Raw genomic sequence first — 18,020 nt, 5'->3', positions numbered from 1 at the left:
CTATTACACGGTGCGGGCCCATGACTACAGTCAGTTTCATCAGTATGGCTATGATAGGCTGGGCAGAACCGGATTTCGAATACCATCAAGGGAGGCATACTGTGCTGGAGCGGCTGCAACGCCTGCTGGGACTGCAGACAATACCCGGAGTGTTTTTTACCTCGGCGGGGGTGGCGGTTCTTTTCGTGGCCTTCGCAATCCCCTTCAATACAGAAGTTTCGGCATTCTTCGGAGTGCTGACCGGCTGGGTGGCCCGCAATCTGGGCTGGTTCTATATCCTCTCTGTCACGTCCCTTTTTCTGTTTCTTCTTGGGCTTGCAGTCAGCCGTTATGGCACCATCCGGCTTGGCAGTGATGAATCCCGCCCGGATTATTCCAACCTGACCTGGTTCACCATGTTATTTGCCGCCGGTATTGGCACTATTCTTATGTTCTGGGGTGTGGCCGAACCGATTTCGCACTTTGCCCACCCGCCGTTCGAAGGTGTCCGGGCGGGCAGTGATCAGGCTGCCAGTGACGCCATGATGGTGGCGCTTTATCACTTCGGTCTGCACACCTGGACGATCTTTGCCATGCCAGGACTGGCGATTGGGTATTTCGCATACCGCCATAACCTGCCGATGCGCATCAGCAGTCTGTTTTATCCCATTCTTGGTGAACGTGCGTTTGGCCCCTGGGGCTGGGCCGTAGATGTGATCGCCGTTCTTGGTACCCTGTTCGGGGTGGCGACGTCGCTGGGGCTCGGCACGCTGCAGCTGAATAGTGGTCTGTCCTACCTGTTCGGAATTCCGTCTACGGGCCTGGTGCAGGTTCTGCTCATTACGGTTATCGCCGGTATTGCCGCGACATCGGTTGCACTGGGGCTGGACAAGGGTGTGCGTCGTCTGTCCCAGCTCAATATTGTGCTGGCGATCCTGCTGATCCTGTTCGTGGCCACCGTCGGGCCGACCGTCTTTATTGCCGAGGGGATGGTTCAGAGTGTGGGCGACTACCTTGATGCCCTGCCGTGGCTGTCCTTTTGGACCGAAACCTTCAGTGACTCTGGCTGGCAGCGGCAGTGGACCCTGTTCTACTGGGCCTGGACCATTTCCTGGGCGCCTTACGTGGGGATTTTCATCGCCCGGATCTCCCGTGGCCGGACCATCCGGGAGTTTGTCGCCGGCGTTCTGTTCGCGCCAACAGCGTTCACCCTGGTGTGGTTCGGCGTTTTCGGCCTGTCGGCGATCAACGTGGAAATGAGTGGGCAGGTTGCGCTTGCAGAGCAGGTGCAGCAGGATCCATCGGTTGCAATTTTTGCCTTCCTGGAGGCCTTCCCGCTGGCGGACGCCGCCGCTCTGCTTAGCGTGGTCATCATCATTATTTTCTTTACGACCTCCTCTGATTCGGCCTCGCTGGTTATTGATATGCTGACGCGAAGGGATGACCAGCCATCGCTGACGCGCCAGAGGATTTTCTGGGCAGCGGCCCAGGGAGTGATTGCGGCCACCCTGCTGCTCGCAGGCGGGCTGGATGCGCTCCAGAATGTGATTACCTCGCTGGGGCTTCCATTCTGTATCTTGTTGATCTTTATGGCAGTGGCGTTATTCCGCGCCTTAAGAGCAGATTACCGGGGGTATTCGGTCAATGAGCTGGTACAGGGACGTGCTTTCCCGGAAGTGGAGGCCGTTACCATGCCCAAACAGGAGACTCAGGATGTATAACAAGATATTGATTGCCATTGACCCTGAAGACGATGGGGAAGGCAAACGCGCACTGGCAGAAGGTGTCCGGCTGCTGAACCAGGGCGGTGAACTCCATCTCGCGAGCGTATACAGTCCCGGTAGCGCCGGCTTCTTCCCTCACGTCACCGAAGACACACCAGCCGACAAGGAGAACGAGGTCAGGGAGACTCTGAACCTGCTGGCCCGCAAGTATCTGCCATTGAATCAGACGGCGACGCTGCATGTGGTGGCGGGCAGTGCCGGGGACAAGTTACTGGCCCTGGCGGGCAAGACCTGCGTTGATTTGATGATTCTGGTTTCCCGGGGTGCGACTGGTCGCTGGCCTTTGCGCCGCGCCACGGTGGAATATGTGTCTGTTAATGCGCCCTGTGCGGTACTGGTCATGCCAGCGCAGGAGAAAGAAATGGAAGAGCCGTCACAGGGCCGCTAGTCGAAAGGGGACGAATCGTGAGTCGTGGTGACCGGTGTTCCTATTCCGGGTGCGCCCCATCCTTCCCGGCGGATTCTTCCCTCAGCGACGACTCCACTGTTTTGGTATCGGTAATGTCGACCATCGTCATCACCAGTCCATCAACCTCATTGTCGAGCCTCCGGTAAGGCATGATCCGAACAGAAAACCATCGGCGGTCTGTCGTTTGGATCTGCCTTTCAGAAGTCCTGACAGTTTTCAGGGTTTCGTTGGCATCGGTCTCGAGGTCCGGGTATCTCAGGACCGTGGAGAGCTCTCTGAGTGGACGCCCCACGTCGCTTTCACGCAAGCTGAAAACATCGGATGCACGGGCCGTGTACCGACGTATGTTCAGGCTGCTATCCAGAAAAATGATGGCGATTTCGATGCTGTTAAGCACGTTTTGCATGTCGCTTTGCGCCAGTGCAAGGTCGTCCAGTTTGGTTTGCAGTTCGGTATTGATTGTTTGCAGTTCTTCATTCATTGACTGCATTTCTTCTTTTGAGGTGGTGAGCTCTTCGTTGGCAGACTGGAGTTCTTCGTTGGTGGACTGCAGTTCTTCATTCGAGGTTTGAAGTTCTTCCCGTGACTCCCTTTCCCGTTCGCCGAGGCGCTTGATTTCCTGCTGGTACCATCGTTCGTCTGGCTTATGGGCGGCAGTAGAGGCAGGTTTATGGCTTCTGGCTCTGGTGCCGGCGTCGGTGTCTTTGAACACGACGATGATCATGTCTTCAAGAACGGCCGGCTCATGTAACGCCTGCACGGTCACGTCGACATGTTTGATGCCGACGCCCGTTTGTACTTCCAGACTGTGAAGCTCAACCGGCTCAAGCTGACAGACTGCTTGCTTCAGCGCGGTGAACAGCGGTACTCGCAACCCTTCACGGGCCATTGCATGGATGTTCCAGTTGGCCTTGCCGGCTGCAGGCTCCAGGTACTTTCCGGTTCGCCCACTGATATAGACGATGTCCGCATCGCGGTTGAGAACAACGGCCGCTGGGGCGTATACCTGTAGTAGAAGATGATCCGCAGCGTCTTGAAGATTGTCAGGGGTATTGGGTGGGACTGTCGGCACCGGCACGGACTGCTCCTTGGATAGTTCGGATAAGGGCGGAAAAGACCTTAACAGGAAATTGGGACCTCTGATGGATTCGTGATCCAGCCTCTGGTAGAGGCGCAACCTGGGTTTCAGTCTGGCGAAGAGGTAATTGAGCCTACCTACAGTTTCAGAGTTTCCCAGCATCAGCAGCCCTCGATCACTAAGGCTGTAATGAAACAGGGGCAGCAGCCGGCGTTGCAGCATGGTATCAAAGTAGATGAGCAGGTTCCGGCACGCGATCAGGTCCAGTTTGGTGAATGGCGGATCCAGGATGACATCATGCTGGGCGAACAGGATGGTATCGCGAAGCGCTGGATTAACCTGGTAGTAGCTGCCGTGTTTGGTGAAGAAGCGGGCGAGTCGCTGTTCCGACACGTGCTCACTGATGCTGAAAGGGTATTGCCCGCGTCTCGCGGTAACAATAGCCTCCGCACTCAGGTCAGAAGCAAAAATCTGCAAGTTGATGTCTTGCCCCGGCCTCAGGCGCTCCAGTACTTCGGTAAAAACCATCGCCAGCGAGTAGGCCTCTTCCCCGGTTGAACAACCCACTACCCAGGCCCGTACTTTCTGGTCTGACGGCTTGGTAGCCAGTAAATCCGGGAGAGCGGTTTCAGCCAGGTATTCCCATATGTCGGGGTCGCGGAAAAATTCAGTAACACCGATCAGCAGTTCCCTGAAAAGAAGCTCGACTTCCTGGCTGTTTTTACCGAGATATTGGGCGTAGGCGGATATGCTGCCAATACCATGGATAGCCATGCGACGCTCAATACGACGGCTAAGGGTGCTGCGCTTATAGAGTGAAAAGTCGTGATGTGTGTTTTTTTGAAGTAACCGGAGTATGGAGCCTATGGGCTCTGAAGGCGCCGGTGGAGGGCTATCCGGCCCCGGCTCGTTGACTCGGCTGGTGAAGGCCAATATACGCTCTGGCAGCATTGATGGCGGTGCAACGATGTCGGCACAGCCGGAGGCGATCGCGCTTTTTGGCATGGCATCAAACTGTGCCGTGTCCGGTTGTTGGACTGCGGTCAGGCCACCTGTGGCCCGTATGGCCTGTAACCCAAGTGTGCCATCTGATCCCATCCCGGAAAGCACAATGGCGATTGCTCGTTCATTAAACGCGCTGGCCAGAGACGAAAACAGTACGTTAATGGGTAAACGCATTCCGCGGGGCTCGGCGGGCGCCGCCAGTTTGAGCATGTTGCCCGATACCGAGAGATCTTTGTTGGGGGGGATGACATAGAGCGTGTTTGGCTCAACCGGCATGTTCTGCCGCGCTTCGCACACGGGCATGGCCGTAAACTTTCGCAACAGCTCCGGCAGCAGCGCCTTTTGAGTCGGGTCCAGATGCTGCACGATGATAAATGCCATTCCGGTATCCGGCTGAGTGTGCCGGAAAAACTCTTCAAAAGCGGACAGGCCGCCAGCAGACGCACCGATACCGACAATACGCATTAGCGACCGGGTGCGAGAGGGTCTGGCATAGGGCAGAGTACTATCAAAAGACTTTCTCCGCGAGGATCGCATGTCGCGTTGATGGCAAGCTGGCGCGCTGGCCCCGTTCTGTCATTGGCTGGCAGATCGGCAACACAGGATGCTCGTGAGCCGGGTGTCAGTAGCTTCTGAAACATTCCCGACAGGGCGGCGTGACTCGCTGGAGCCAGCAGTTCGCTAACCGCCTGCTCCGTCAGGTGCTCAGGTGAAAGGCCAAACAAGGCAGCGGCTGCCTGGTTGCTGTCAATAATCCGGCCATCATTGGCGACGACCAGGTAGGCAACAGGTCCAAGGTCAAACAGTGCCTTGTAATGGGCAAGTTCACCGCTGATTTCATACTCGTTGGCCTGGAGCTGTTCATACAGCAGATCAAGCTCGACCTGGTGAGTTTGCAACTCGTGGAGTAGCTTCAGCGCATCGGGCGCAGACTCGGGGTCGCTCGCACGTCGATACAGAAGCTCAAGAGCATCTACCCCGAGGGTAGCGCCTCGCCTTAGTGGCGTCGCGCCTTGCTCAATCAACGACTCGGCAGTGCGCCGCAGCCTGGCATGATGCTCCGTTTCATGATGTCCGTTTGTGCTCGCCACGGTGCCTCCGAAAATCCTTTCACGTAGGGATTACGCTTTATTCTACCCCTAGACACGCGCTTAATATAGCGGCGATTTGCAGGCATTTTTCGGAAAATACCCCTGCGCCACTCTGTGTGTTACCGAACGGACGGCTTTCATCAGGCGTTTTACTATCGGAATGTGAGGTGAGCTGCGGCGTCTGTATCAATGCCAGGTTTGGTGCGGGTTTTTCGACCGTGGGTAGAACCGCACGTTGACGTTATCACAGAGAACAGGTGCCAGTGATTATGCTGAGATATCGGGATTTTTTTCCGTCGGGCGGCGGCAGCTCACAGGAACCCTTTAAGGGTATCAATCTATCGTTAGGTGATGCCCTCCCGATTGCGCTTCTCATAACCGATACCGAAGGCCAGTGTGTCTACAGCAATCCGGCCTATCAGAGACTTTGCGGCTGGGGGAGTGAGGCGTTGTTCGGTTCCTATTGGAGTTCGGTGATTCATCCTCAGGACCATGCTACGGCCATTCGGCAATGGCAGAAATGCTCACCGGAAAATGTACCTTTTGAATGTGAGTCCCGGCTGAAACGTGCCGATGGCAAAGATATATGGACCCGCAGGCACGTTACCGTATTGCATCAGGGCATGCCCGGGCATGTTTATGTCCACGTGGTGGAAGACATCAGCCCCCAAAAAAACAGCGATTCAGAGAGAATTGCACTTGAATCCCTGCATCTTGATGACAAAGCGCGGGAGCAGGTTGTCCTTGATTTCATTGGTGATTCCGTCTTGTGCACGGATACCGGCGAGCGGATAACTTATATGAACCGGGCCGCGGAGAGCCTGATTGGATTTAGCCGCAATGAGGCCATCGGCCTCCCGTTACAACGCGTCTATCAAGTGCTTGAGTCGCGCACCCGGGAGCCCAGGGATGCCCCCACCAGGCAGGCGATGGATACGGGGCGCGCCGTTGGGCTCGAAAACAATGCCATTCTGGTGACCCGTGCCGGTGAGGAACTGGCAATCGAGGATGCTGCTGCGCCAATACACAATCAGGACAATGAAGTAGCGGGTGCTGTTCTGGTGTTTCACGATACCTGCTTTTCCGCTGAAACTGCAGCCAGGATGGCACGTCTGGCACAGCATGATCCTTTAACAGGGCTGCTCAACCGCTACGGCTTTGCTGAACGCTTTGACCAGTCCCGGGCACTGGCCGAGAGACACAGTATGCAGATGGGCATATTGTTTATCGACCTCGATGACTTCAAGGGTATCAACGATGCCTATGGGCATGCCCAGGGTGACAAGATGCTGACAGCGCTGGCGGGTAAATTATTATCCTGTGTCCGTGAGACAGACTCCGTCTGTCGTTTCGGCGGCGATGAATTCGTGGTGTTGTTGAATGAAATTGCCCAACCCGAACATGCTCACGCTGTTGCTGACAAGATACGCGAGGCGTCGGCGTCGCTCTTGTCACCGGATGGAACTGACGCTTCGCCCAGGCTCAGTATCGGTGTGAGTATCTACCCGGATAATGGCGAGGATCTGGCGACTTTGTTGCGTTTCGCAGATTCTGAGATGTACCTCGTTAAAGCAAAGGGCAAGCGGTTTCAAAAAGTGCGGCTGCCACTCTCCGTAATCGCAGCAATCAACCAGTCCCGGTTTTAAGAGCCTATTTTCTGGTATCTGAGGCGCTCGGTTTCACGCTTGACTACGTCGTAGCATTCGCAACTCATCTCCTCAAGCCTTTTACGGTCAATGACCTTTATATGCCCACGCTTGTATTGGATAATTCCAAGCTTTTGCAGTTTACGCGCAGCCTCGGTTACGCCCTCGCGTCTTACTCCCAGCATGTTGGCGATCAACTCCTGAGTCATATCAAGCTGATTTCCCTGAAGGCGGTCAAGCGATAACAGTAGCCAGCGGCATAGCTGTTGGTCGATTGAATGATGCCGGTTGCAGACCGCTGTCTGGGACATCTGGGTGATCAGTGCCTGTGTGTAGCGTAGCGTAAGTACCCGGAGATCAGCGGAGGCGTTGAATTCCTGTTCCAGTTCGGCGACCGGCATCTGATAGGCGTATCCGCTGCTTTGCACGATCGCCCGGTTGGGTGTGCTACTGCCCCCCAATACCACTGAGACCCCTACCAGCCCTTCGTTGCCAATCACCGATATTTCGGCGGAAGCACCGCTGCGCATGACATAAAGCAAAGAGATGATGCAGTTGGTTGGAAAATAGACGAACTCGATGGGCTGGTCGGACTCATAAATTACATCGCCAAGTTTCAGTTCGACCAGCCTCAAAGACTGGAAGACCCGGGATTTCGAGTGTTCAGGGATTTCAGCAAGCAGATGGTTCTGTTCTGGACAGGGGGCTTCAGTCATTCCAGGCTCGACTAAGAAATAGGGATCGGCGAGCAAGTTCTGGGTCCCGTGATTAAACAGGCACTCTACACTTTCATACTGACTCGTGGGTAAAGAATAGCACAGACCATATCGGCCGGATGTAAGATGACCTCAAAGATGCGTGCCGGGCACTAGCAGTACGCCATATTCGGGCAGTTGCTCGCAGCCCGCTCCCACTGGATGGTTACATGTTTGATGTTGAAGTCATGGGCCAGCATCTCGGTGGCCTGTTCAATCACGCGATCATCCCCCTCCGTATCCGGCTTAACCAGGTGCACGGTGAGCGCATTTTCAGTAGTGCTCAGGGCCCAGATATGGAGGTGATGGACAGATTCCACCCCAGGTAGTGTTTTCAGCATTTCGAACACTTCGGCCGGATCAATGTCCCGGGGCACCGCATCCACCGCCAGACTCACCGAGTCTTTCAGTAATTGCCAGGTACCCAGAAAGATCACAGCGGCGATCACGAGGCTTACCAGTGGATCAATCCAGCTGATCCCGGTCAGCATGATGACCAGACCGGCAACGACAACACCAACAGAGACCGCCGTGTCGGCCGCCATATGAAGGAAGGCGCCGCGAATATTCAGGTCTCCCTTCTGGCCGCTCATGAACAGCAGCATGGTGACTCCGTTTATCAGTACCCCAATCGCCGCCACGATGATCACGGTCATGCCTGCAACCTCGGCGGGTTCGCTGAATCGCCGGATAGCCTCCCAGGCAATGCCGCCCACAGCGGCGATCAGGATCAGGGCATTGAAGAGCGCTGCGAGGATGGTGGATTTCTTGAGGCCGTAGGTATTGCGATCGGTGGCTTTCCGGCTGGCCAGCCAACTCGCAACCCAGGCCATAACCAGGCCCAACACATCGCTCAGGTTATGGCCGGCATCGGCCAACAGGGCCAGAGACCCTGCCAGAACGCCATATACCGCTTCGATGGCAACAAAAACCAGGTTCAGGAAAACGGCAATCGCAAAGGCCCGGTTGTGGGTGTTGAAGTGATCGGAATGGTTGTGGCCGTGGCTATGATCGTGACTGTGGCCGTGCATGACAGAACCCTGAGTGCGTGAAAGTGATTGCTGTATTCGGGCAGGATTAAAAACCCTGTAGTTGATACAGGGTCAAGCGGTCACGATTCCTGCTCACGTGCGAGAATCTCCAGATCCTCACTGATCATTTCCGGGGTGAGGCCGGGGCGGATCAACAGCCGCGCATTGCCGCCGCCGTCAAAGACATAAACGGCGGCACTGTGGGAGACCTGGTAGTTACCGTCGGCATCGGGCTCCTCATAACCAAAGGTGGTGCGATAACGTTTGGACAGGTCCCTGAGGGCGCCCTCTTTGCCTGTCATGCCGACTATGTGCTGGCCGAAAAAATCCACATAGCTGCCGATACGTTCGGGGGTATCCCGCTGTGGATCAACACTGACGAACAGGGTGGTTACGTCATCCTGCAGATTGGCTGGCATCAGTGTGATGGCATTATTCAGACCGGCCAGGGTCGTTGGGCATACGTCCGGGCAGGAGGTAAACCCGAAGTACAGTAAACGTATCTGACCGGACGAGTCGGCGGCAGTAACCGTTTCGCCAGACGTGCCGGTAAGCCGGAATTCCAGTTCCGGCATAAGTCCGCTGATGTCCTTGCCATGCCAGCTCTCCCCGTCATCGGAGCAGCCTGCCAGGGCCAGGGTCAGCCCAAGTAGCAGGGTATTAAGGGGATGATGACGGAATCGGATCATAGTGGGGTGCCCTCGGTGGCCGTCTTGCGAGCGGTGAATTTGCCATCCTCATGCATGGCCCGGCGCAGAATAATCAGGATCCCGAGAATGCTCATCATTGCCGGTGGAATCCAGGTTAGCAGGCCGCCCAGCAGTTGGTCGGTTTCAGGTGGCATGGGCCAGGCGCGGCCGCAGACCTCATAAACGTCGTAGACCATGCCCCGGGAGAATACGATCCAGGCGCCCAGAATCATCTGTGGAATGGCGACCAGGGCCAGCAGCAGGATGCGTTTGCCATAGCCCAGTGCGCTGGTAATCGCCGGTGGCCGGGAATCGAAGATCAGCCACCAGAACAACAGGCCATCAAGCAGCATGCTCCAGTTCATGATCCAGTAAAGCTGGCGGCTGAGCATTGCGTCGAAATGAACCGGAGGCCAGAGCCAGAAGTAGATCAGGCCTACGAAGAGCACCGACGCAATGACGGGTTGCTGTAATAGCCGGTAGAGCCAGCCAAGGGGCCTGAGAAGGATCCGGGTTCTGGTGCCGGTTTTGTCGTACCAGAAACGCAGGATCGGTAGCGGATTCGAAAGTGCAATCAGAATCGGCCCGATATGGTGAAGAATAAGGTGCTGCCCCCGGTGGACAAAAAACATGTACTGGGAGTAGTAGTCGAAGCGCGTCTGCATCACGCTGTAGCATAGGAGCACCCCGACCATGAACGTCAGAATACGGACACTGCCGGGCCGCTCCTTCTCGGGCATTTTTAGCAGTGCAACGCCGTACAGGCCCAGCACCAGCGCGAAGCTGAGCACCGTCAGCGGCGAAAAATCATAAGGCAGCAGGTAGCCAAAGCCGGTCATGAAAACCACTCTTTATGTGCACGCACGGGAAACAGCGTTTATCTTTTTTATAAGCTCCCTTGGAGTCTTACCGGCCTGGCGCTGGAATTCAAGGCCGGATGCAGAAGTGTTTGTTCATGGAGGCAAGGCATGGCCCGATTCAGTGATTCCATTTCCGCCCCCTCGGTCCTCATTTTTGACTGGCACGGCACGCTGGTTGATACCCACGATGCCATGTTCAGCGCGATGGAGGACATGCTGCCGCAACTGGAGGAGCTGAATCTGGTCGAACGATTGCTGCCGGAAGATAAGTGCCGGACTGCTGATGATGCCAGACTGGTCCGTTATATCCGCATCTTCCGGCGCCTGCATCCGCGTATTCTGGCGGAACGGCGGGTATCACGGACAGACATTTTTAACGCCATTTTCGGTGATGATAAAGACTCGAAACTGATCGCACACAAGGCCTACAACGAGGCTTACCGCCGTTACTTTGGCCAGGTAAGACCGTTCCAGCCCGGAGCCTATGAGTACCTTTCAGCACTCAGGGCAATGGGCATCAAACTGGCAATTTCCACCAACCGGAATCGGGAGTTTCTGGACAAGGAACTGGCAACCGTGGATGAGGGGCGCTGGCGTCATCTTTTCGATGTGACGGTGTGTGCTGACGATGTCACCGAGTACAAGCCGGATCCTGAGGTGATTCTCCGGGCTCTGGAGAAGCTCGATTTGCCCGCAGATGAGCGGGCCTGGTACGTGGGTGACAGCTATGTGGACATGCTTACTGCAAACCGGGCGGGAATCTCCGGCGTGTTCTACAACGGTGCCGGTTGGGAGTCTGGCCGTATCGACAGCTGGTTCTCCTACAGGGATGCGCCGTCGGCCATCCTCGACAGCTTTGAAGACCTGCTTGATTTGCTGGCGCTGCTGGAGCGAGGCAGCCCGGACGCTTTCCTGAAAGCGCCGGCAGAAGTGCGGCCAAGGCCTTTCCCGTCACCCAGGCGACCTGAGCCCCGGGTAGAGCCGGATTGGCATCCAGCGGTCGTCAAACTGATTCGGCCGTCGGTGGTTTTGTTTGACTGGCACGCCACCCTGGTGGATACGCTGGATGCCATGTACCACGCCGTGGATGACATGCTGCCTGAGTTTTACAAGCTTGACCTGATGGACCGGATGGTGGCGCCGGAGGATAGCAAAACCCCGGACGATGCCCGGCTGGTTGGCTATGTCCGGGAATTTGCGAGGCTCCACCCGAAGGTAAAGGCAGACCGGAAAATCTCCCGGACCGATATTTTCGAGGTGTTGTTTGGTGAGGATCAGGAGGCCAAACAGATCGCCCACAAGGTGTTCAATTATCACTACCGAAATCACTATGGCACCGTCAAAGCGTTCGAACCCAGAGTGCGGGACGTCCTCGAGGGATTGCGTCGCCTGCATAGGCAGGTGGGGGTTATCACCAACCGCGACCGGGAATTCTTTGAACACGAACTGGCAGCCGTGGAGGAGACCGGCTGGACCGATCTGTTCGAGGTGGATGTTTGCGGTGACGATACACCACTGCGAAAACCTCATCCGGACCAGCTCCTGCTGGCGGTCCAGAAGCTGGATTATCCGCCAGACCCGAGCGTCTGGTACGTGGGAGACAGCACCACCGATGTGATCGCCGCGAAACGGGCGGGCATGACAGCGGTCTTTTTTAATGGCGCCCAGTGGGATCAGCCCTGGCTGAACCGGATTTTTCCGGGCACCCACAAACACCCGGACAAACCGGATGTTGTCGTCAATGACTTTTCCGAGTTCTGGGCACTGGTTCTGGCCTGTGAAGTCGGCCCTCCGTAAGGGCGTTGAAGCGACACAGTCAGTGCGGACGCTCCCCGTTTAGGGCCTCTTCGATATCCAGCCCGAGCGAGATGACCCCATTTGGCCTCTCGTTGCTGCTCGAAAAAAGAGGAAAGCTCACGGTAATCTGGAATCGGGCCGTCGAGGAGTCGAAGTGGATGGATGACAGGTGGGGCGCTCTGTCAGGCAAAGAGTCTGGTATTGCTGTGTGCATCACCTCCTGGAACTTCGCTTCGTCACCCTGCCAGAAATCAGAGGTCAACTGGCTTATGGCTGCCAACGTCCCCATGTCATTGATCAGCATAACCTCGGTGACCAAACCCTGATGAGAAACCTGCCAGGCATGAAGGGCTTTTGAACCTGGCAAATCCAGAATCTGCTCCGCCAGTGGAATGGCTGTTTTCGGAGCCAGAGCCTGCCATTTGCTATCGATTGTCAGAACATCGGCAAAGGTTTTCATGTGGGGACCGGAGGCCAACGCCTGTTGAAGGTTCAGAGTTGCATCGAGTTCGCGGAACAGTCGTTCCGCAATTTGTTCCACTCGCCTGACCTCAATGTTGTCGAGAGCAAGGGATTCCTCCATACACTCGGGGAGAAAGCGATTGAACTGCGGCAGGAAGTCCGGGTGCGCGGAGGCGAATGCGTCGCTGAGATAAAGGTACAGTGGTGCATAACGGAGAAAGTGCGCATGCAAGGTCTCGGTCTGTCTTGAATCACCGGAACCCAGATCGTTCATTGTGCGCTGGTCCATCAGCGCGGTGTCGATGCGCCCTCGTTTTAAAAGAGCGAGTAACTGGTCGGGGGATGTGACGCTCAGGAATACATCGTGGTCATTGGCGATGAGCCAGGACTGTTCGTTGCTGCCGTCAACCACGCCAATCCTGGGGGTCTGGGTGTTGAGTTCCGGGTGCAGTGTAAAGAAGTACCATTTCTCGAGGGCAACCGGATCGCTGCGGGCGGCGACAGCATCCAGTTCAGCAAAAGGGTCAATGGCGAAATAGCCATCTATCAGGTTTCGTTTCAGCGAGTGAATCGCGCGGTTTTGGGGGGCTATCCGCACATTGGCAGACAATCCGGCCTGGGAGGCTGCACATATGACTGTTGCAACCGTTTCGCCGGTTGCACCACTGGCAACGCCAGCCACTTGATAGGGTGGGGCCTCAAACGTATACAGGTTGAGTGCTGCTGGCTCAGCCAGGCATAACGGCAGGGCGAAGACTCCCAACACGCCTGCCAGCAATGGTCGGATATCCATAATGACCAATCTATCCATGTTGATGACAATGCCGAATTCAGATTAGCAGGCCTGCGGTGAGTTGTCTCTTTACCAGGCTGGCGGTTTCCAGGCGGCATCTGGCCGGAAAGCGGAATCTACAGCTGCTCCACCTGTGCTAAAAGACTTTCAGCGCGCTGGAGCAGGGCGTCCCGCCTTTCCGGCTTCTGTTTGTCCCAGTTCCGATACATCATGCCCATGCGTGGATTAGCCTCGAAGTCCTTGCGGTGCCGGTTGACGAAATGCCAGTACAGAGCATTAAAGGGGCAGGCATCGTCTTCCGTACTCTTGTTGACCTTGTAGTGGCAGTTACTGCAATGATCCGACATCCGCTGGATATATTTACCGCTGGCGGCATAGGGTTTTGAGCCCAGATATCCGCCATCGGCGTGCATCACCATGCCCAGTACATTGGGCAGTTCCACCCAGTCGTAGGCATCGGCATAGACGGCCAGGTACCAGTCACAGATCTCCTCGGGCGTGACGCCGGCAAGCAGGGCAAAGTTACCGGTCACCATGAGTCGCTGGATGTGATGGGCATAGGCGTTGCGGCGGGTGGCATCAATGGCCTTGTGCATGCAGCGCATCTTCGTGTCCCCGGTCCAGTAAAACTGTGGCAGCGAACGGGTATTGCCCAGGCGGTTTTCCTTCGCGTACGCCGGCATATTCAGCCAGTAGATCCCCCGCACAAACTCCCGCCAACCCAGGATCTGCCGGATAAAGCCTTCCACCGCGTTGATCGGCGCTCGTCCTGTGTACCATGCCTGTGCCGCTGCCTCGCAGGCCTCCAGGGGGGTGAGCAGACCACAGTTGATATAAGGCGACAGGATGGAGTGAAACAGCCAGTCCTCGGTATCTGAGATGGCGTCCTGGAAGTCGCCGAAGCAGGGCAGGGCGAAGTCGATAAAATGTTCCAATGCCGCCTGGGCATCTTCCGCAGAGACGGCGAAATGGAAATCCTCGGTAGTGCCAAAGTGATCAGACAGGTGTTCGTTGACCAGTTCAATAACCTCCCGGGTAATCGCATCGGGCTCCACCCGAAAGGGCGCGGGTGCCGGTGGTTTGCCCGTCCACTTTTTCCGGTTGTCCGCATCGAAGTTCCACTGACCGCCCTCCGGCTTACCTTCCGGCGTCATCAACAACCCGGTTTTCCGCCGCATTTCCCGGTAAAAGAACTCCATGCGCAGCTGTTTTCGGCCTTGGGCCCAGTCGACAAATTCCTGTTTGCTCGCAATAAAGCGCGTATCGGGCCGGATCTCCACCGGCAACCCGAGACGTTCATGCCACTGGCTGACCTGCTCATGCAGCCGCCATTCGCCGCACTCAGTCGTGAGCACCTTGTCCGCGTTTATCTGCCCTGCCTGATCAGCAACTACCGCTTCAAGGCTTTGGTGCTCATTGTCCGGGTGATAGGCCTGGTAATGAACCTGCCAGCCATCGTCTTGCAGCTGTCTGGCAAAGTGGCGCATGGCACTGAACAGAAGCACGATTTTCTTCTTGTGATGGTTGGTGTAGCTGGCTTCATCATGGACTTCGGCCATCACGATCAGATCCTGGTCCCGGTCAGCACCGTTCAGGGCGCTTATATCTGTCGTTAATTGATCGCCTAGAATCAGAATCAGGTTTGCCATGGCTGCATTCCCGGTTGTCAAAGGCTTTGTCTTCGATGTCGCGGAATACGTCGGACCTGGCCGAATGGTTTGGGTCAAAGTGTGGTGTTGAAGGACCTGGCCACCTGCTCCGCCTCTTGTTCTCTGCCTAGCTTGAGGTAGATGCTGATTAGTGTATCTGCAACGTTGTAGTTGTCTGGAGTGAGTTCAAAAGCTTTTTGAGCCAGAGGAAGCGCTTTGGACGGCTGGTCGAGTAGCGATGACAGGGTCGCCGCTGCCTGGTTTAGCGCATATGAAGAGTCGGGCTGGCGGTTGAGAAATAATCGATATTGTTCAAGCGCCAGCTCGGGGTGATCTGTTGCGTTATAAAGGTCACCAAGCCGAAGTACGAGTTCATCCAGCTCCGGTGCTTGCTTGATGGACTCGCGATACCCTTTGATTGCCAGGTTGGCCGATCCGGTCTGGAAATGGATGTCCGCCATCTCAAGACGTGGCGCAACAAAGTCCGGGTATTCGTCAATCAGCTGTTTTAGCAGAGCTATCGTCTGTTTTAGTCGGCCTTCTTTCGCAAGTGCCCGGGAGGCTATCAGCCCCTCTATTAGGGAATCATGAGGCTGGGCTGCATCGTGGGGAAGGATTGTGGCCAATTCAGGGAATCCCTGACTCAGGTATAAGTGTCGTATGGCGGCTGTGACCAAGCTCTGGTTGACAGCGCCCATGGTCGCTGTTGAGTCCCCGAGGGCAGTGGACAAATCGAACTCTTCCCGTTTTGCATCCACCCAAATGGGGGCCATTTGACGTAAATGTCCGCTGATGGCATTGGCATTCCCGCGTTGCGAAAAAGCGGCCTTCAGCATGGCGGTCAGTACCTGGGAGTCGAACGATTCGCCATCGAGGATGGTTCTGGCTGCCGATGTTTTGCCTTCCTGAATATGAGTAAGTGCTCTGCCTGCAACCGATAGGTCCTTCCACGCAGGGCGCGCGTCCAGCTCTTGAAACCAGGACCTAGCTTGGGAATAATTTTCGTTGGCAAAGTCAGTCAATGCAATCAGAGAAATGACAGCAGCTACATGGGGTCTCTGCTGTTTGAGAGTCTTGACGATATCGGCTGCCTGAACCGGTTGATTTAGTCGGAGGTGAAGTGTCGCGGCCATGATAAGGGTGGGATCGTGCCTGGGTGCGGACATAAGCACACGCCGAAGTGGAACAAGGGCCTGCTTGAACTCGCCCTTCATCATCAGAACCCTCGCAAGGCCCAGTGCCGGGGTTTCGCCGACACCTTCGTCCTTCTTCAGCGCTTGCCGATAGGCCGCCTCTGCGTTGTTGATCTCTCCTAATTGAAGGTAAGTCTCTCCGATTGTCGACCATGCGACTGAGGATCTAGACTGCTCGGGAATGTCGATGAGGCAGTCTATGGCGCGGGTCAGGTCTCGGTTCCTTAGATAAAGGGTTCCCAAGCTGGTCCTGATGCTTGGGGAAACATCCGGGAGCCGTGCATCCAGCTCTCGCAGGTGGTTCTCGATCTTGCCATGGCGTTCCTGCCCATACCACGAAAGCAGCAGAATAAGATGGGCTCTGCCGTCCCGGGGGTTGTTCAACACGTAGTTGGTACCTAGTGACTCGGCGACGTCGAACTGATCCTGCTTGAGGGCCTCAAGGCCCGAGGCATATTTCTCGGTTGGCTGATCGAGCAGACCTTCGATCGGTACAGCATGCACAGAGAGTGATGCCAAGGCTAAGAGTAATGATGCAATGAGTCCAGATCCGCGTGTCATAATGCAGTCACCACAGTTTAATCGTGTGGGGGGCTTCAGACCAGGGAGCGCTGGCAGCGCCCGCTGGTCTGACTTCTTTCAGTATTGGACAATTTGTTCAGGCACGCAAAATCCTACGTGCGCCGAATCCTGCTAGCCCTGTCAACAGCAACAGGAACCCAGCGGGCTCCGGCACGTCGACTGGGTCGCCATTGGGCGGTGGTTCATTGATGCCTGCTTCTCCTGATACATGGAAGGCAGCTAGGAAGATGTTGTCATCTTGGGATGCGTTGAATGTATCGATTTTGAAGCTGGTGTCTCCCGAGCTGGCGAACGAAGAAAGGTCGTAGCGCTCAGTATCCTCCGCGTAGGTCGGATTTATCGGTGAGAAGGCGTCATCGAAACCGCCCATAGTAAATAATCTTCCATTTGCAGCGGTTCCGCCGTCTGCATCGTCAAAATTGCCCGCATTCTCAGTTAGTAACTGGTCGTTCACTTCAACACGAGAGCGCTGGTTGCAGCAACTGAAGCTGATGCCCAGTCTCATTTCGGCAAAAAAGCCGGGGTCATCGGGATCGAGCGGCTCGCTGAAGTTTATGGACGTGGTATCTCCGGTAACAGAGGCGAACCCGTCTAGCAGGCCCACCGTCGATTCTGGCAGAGACGCAAGCTCATAGACGACCACCAACGCAGAGCCGTCGGTGTTGCCACCTAGGACGGTTTCAGCGATGTCGAAGTCGTAGATCCCTCCCGAACCACCATCGATCTTCGGCGCGACCAATGAGGTCACATCCGCACGGAAAGATGCGAGGCTGCAGCAGGCTGTAGCGTTGGGAACCCGCGGGCCGAAGGAGGCACTTACGCCATCGATCTCCACGGTGGGTGTGCTTGTTGTGCCAAAGGTAGCCGTGTACAGGTATGCTCCTAACACTGTGGCGCCACTTGGCACCTCTGCCGAGATGATACCTGAGTCGCTCAGGCTGCCAAATCCATCTGTGGACAGCCCTACATTACCATTGAAGGTTTTGAAGCTGGTCAGCTCTGCCTGGGCAGGCAACGCTGTTATGGCGAGCAGTAAAGCTGCCAATCCTGCAATTAGTTGTTTCATAAATTGCTCCCTGTTTGCAGTCGTTGTTGTGGGAAAAACCCGCAACTTCTTCTTTTGTACCGCATGGAGGGTAAAAGCATTTTTTAGGCCGTTTTAGTGTTTTACTAAAAAAAATAGATGCATTTTCCCGAGTAAGAATGTTCTGGAAGTG

Annotated in this window: 14 protein-coding genes; 4 read left to right on the top strand and 10 right to left on the bottom strand. The window is 55.8% G+C overall.

What is annotated here, in order from left to right; all coding sequences use genetic code 11:
* Window positions 1–101 precede the first annotated feature (101 nt).
* Together KFJ24_RS11785 and KFJ24_RS11780 are read left to right on the top strand one after the other, a co-directional pair.
* On the top strand, window positions 102–1,700 hold the full coding sequence (locus KFJ24_RS11785; protein WP_250832632.1) for a BCCT family transporter: 1,599 nt from the start codon (window positions 102–104) through the stop codon (window positions 1,698–1,700).
* The gene (locus KFJ24_RS11780; protein ID WP_250831283.1) at window positions 1,693–2,151 is read left to right on the top strand and encodes a universal stress protein; all 459 of its coding nucleotides are present in this window, start codon (window positions 1,693–1,695) and stop codon (window positions 2,149–2,151) included. Before KFJ24_RS11785 ends, KFJ24_RS11780 begins: the two co-directional genes overlap by 8 nt.
* A gap of 40 nt (window positions 2,152–2,191) precedes the next feature.
* On the opposite strand, the gene KFJ24_RS11775 is transcribed toward KFJ24_RS11780, so the two are convergent.
* Window positions 2,192–4,720, bottom strand: coding sequence for a chemotaxis protein CheB (locus KFJ24_RS11775; RefSeq protein ID WP_250831282.1), 2,529 nt, complete (start codon window positions 4,718–4,720; stop codon window positions 2,192–2,194).
* Window positions 4,720–5,346 carry a PAS domain-containing protein gene (locus KFJ24_RS11770; protein ID WP_250831281.1) on the bottom strand — a complete coding sequence of 209 codons (627 nt, stop codon included), beginning with the start codon at window positions 5,344–5,346 and terminating at the stop codon, window positions 4,720–4,722. The genes KFJ24_RS11775 and KFJ24_RS11770 overlap by 1 nt, the downstream gene beginning before the upstream one ends.
* A 269-nt stretch (window positions 5,347–5,615) precedes the next feature.
* On the opposite strand from KFJ24_RS11770, the gene KFJ24_RS11765 reads away from it, so the two are divergent.
* Window positions 5,616–6,992, top strand: coding sequence for a diguanylate cyclase domain-containing protein (locus tag KFJ24_RS11765; RefSeq protein ID WP_250831280.1), 1,377 nt, complete (start codon window positions 5,616–5,618; stop codon window positions 6,990–6,992).
* On the opposite strand, the gene KFJ24_RS11760 is transcribed toward KFJ24_RS11765, so the two are convergent.
* From KFJ24_RS11760 to KFJ24_RS11745, 4 genes are all read right to left on the bottom strand, one after another.
* Window positions 6,989–7,708 (bottom strand): Crp/Fnr family transcriptional regulator, encoded by a 720-nt coding sequence (locus tag KFJ24_RS11760; RefSeq protein WP_250831279.1) that lies wholly within the window; start codon window positions 7,706–7,708, stop codon window positions 6,989–6,991. The two genes, KFJ24_RS11765 and KFJ24_RS11760, sit on opposite strands and share 4 nt — an antisense overlap.
* Window positions 7,709–7,860: 152 nt before the next feature.
* Window positions 7,861–8,778, bottom strand: a complete 918-nt coding sequence (locus KFJ24_RS11755) for a cation diffusion facilitator family transporter (protein ID WP_250831278.1) — start codon at window positions 8,776–8,778, stop codon at window positions 7,861–7,863.
* A gap of 80 nt (window positions 8,779–8,858) precedes the next feature.
* Entirely contained in the window at window positions 8,859–9,467 is a 609-nt protein-coding gene (locus tag KFJ24_RS11750; protein ID WP_250831277.1) for an SCO family protein, read from the bottom strand.
* Window positions 9,464–10,306, bottom strand: a complete 843-nt coding sequence (locus KFJ24_RS11745) for a cytochrome c oxidase assembly protein (protein ID WP_250831276.1) — start codon at window positions 10,304–10,306, stop codon at window positions 9,464–9,466. The genes KFJ24_RS11750 and KFJ24_RS11745 overlap by 4 nt, the downstream gene beginning before the upstream one ends.
* A gap of 129 nt (window positions 10,307–10,435) precedes the next feature.
* On the opposite strand from KFJ24_RS11745, the gene KFJ24_RS11740 reads away from it, so the two are divergent.
* Window positions 10,436–12,124 (top strand): HAD family hydrolase, encoded by a 1,689-nt coding sequence (locus KFJ24_RS11740; protein ID WP_250831275.1) that lies wholly within the window; start codon window positions 10,436–10,438, stop codon window positions 12,122–12,124.
* A gap of 19 nt (window positions 12,125–12,143) precedes the next feature.
* On the opposite strand, the gene KFJ24_RS11735 is transcribed toward KFJ24_RS11740, so the two are convergent.
* From KFJ24_RS11735 to KFJ24_RS11720, 4 genes are all read right to left on the bottom strand, one after another.
* On the bottom strand, window positions 12,144–13,397 hold the full coding sequence (locus KFJ24_RS11735) for a substrate-binding periplasmic protein (protein WP_250831274.1): 1,254 nt from the start codon (window positions 13,395–13,397) through the stop codon (window positions 12,144–12,146).
* 98 nt (window positions 13,398–13,495) lie between these two features.
* Complete coding sequence (locus KFJ24_RS11730) at window positions 13,496–15,028, bottom strand: cryptochrome/photolyase family protein (RefSeq protein WP_250831273.1); 1,533 nt, start codon at window positions 15,026–15,028, stop codon at window positions 13,496–13,498.
* Between the two features lie 74 nt (window positions 15,029–15,102).
* Window positions 15,103–16,725, bottom strand: a complete 1,623-nt coding sequence (locus tag KFJ24_RS11725; protein WP_250831272.1) for a tetratricopeptide repeat protein — start codon at window positions 16,723–16,725, stop codon at window positions 15,103–15,105.
* Window positions 16,726–16,879: 154 nt separating this feature from the next.
* Complete coding sequence (locus KFJ24_RS11720; protein WP_250831271.1) at window positions 16,880–17,869, bottom strand: VPLPA-CTERM sorting domain-containing protein; 990 nt, start codon at window positions 17,867–17,869, stop codon at window positions 16,880–16,882.
* Window positions 17,870–18,020 lie beyond the last annotated feature (151 nt).

The sequence above is a fragment of the Marinobacter sediminum genome (assembly GCF_023657445.1).
GTDB classification, from domain to species: Bacteria; Pseudomonadota; Gammaproteobacteria; order Pseudomonadales; family Oleiphilaceae; genus Marinobacter; species Marinobacter sediminum_A.
This window is presented reverse-complemented; position numbering and strand designations above follow the sequence as displayed.

Excerpts from the sequence above, each read along its gene's own strand:
- KFJ24_RS11780 (WP_250831283.1), top strand. The coding sequence starts at position 1,693 with ATGTATAACAAGATATTGATTGCCATTGACCCTGAAGACGATGGGGAA.
- KFJ24_RS11775 (WP_250831282.1), bottom strand. The coding sequence starts at position 4,720 with ATGCGTATTGTCGGTATCGGTGCGTCTGCTGGCGGCCTGTCCGCTTTT.
- KFJ24_RS11765 (WP_250831280.1), top strand. The coding sequence starts at position 5,616 with ATGCTGAGATATCGGGATTTTTTTCCGTCGGGCGGCGGCAGCTCACAG.
- KFJ24_RS11760 (WP_250831279.1), bottom strand. The coding sequence starts at position 7,708 with ATGACTGAAGCCCCCTGTCCAGAACAGAACCATCTGCTTGCTGAAATC.
- KFJ24_RS11755 (WP_250831278.1), bottom strand. The coding sequence starts at position 8,778 with ATGCACGGCCACAGTCACGATCATAGCCACGGCCACAACCATTCCGAT.
- KFJ24_RS11750 (WP_250831277.1), bottom strand. The coding sequence starts at position 9,467 with ATGATCCGATTCCGTCATCATCCCCTTAATACCCTGCTACTTGGGCTG.
- KFJ24_RS11745 (WP_250831276.1), bottom strand. The coding sequence starts at position 10,306 with ATGACCGGCTTTGGCTACCTGCTGCCTTATGATTTTTCGCCGCTGACG.
- KFJ24_RS11740 (WP_250831275.1), top strand. The coding sequence starts at position 10,436 with ATGGCCCGATTCAGTGATTCCATTTCCGCCCCCTCGGTCCTCATTTTT.
- KFJ24_RS11735 (WP_250831274.1), bottom strand. The coding sequence starts at position 13,397 with ATGGATAGATTGGTCATTATGGATATCCGACCATTGCTGGCAGGCGTG.
- KFJ24_RS11730 (WP_250831273.1), bottom strand. The coding sequence starts at position 15,028 with ATGGCAAACCTGATTCTGATTCTAGGCGATCAATTAACGACAGATATA.
- KFJ24_RS11720 (WP_250831271.1), bottom strand. The coding sequence starts at position 17,869 with ATGAAACAACTAATTGCAGGATTGGCAGCTTTACTGCTCGCCATAACA.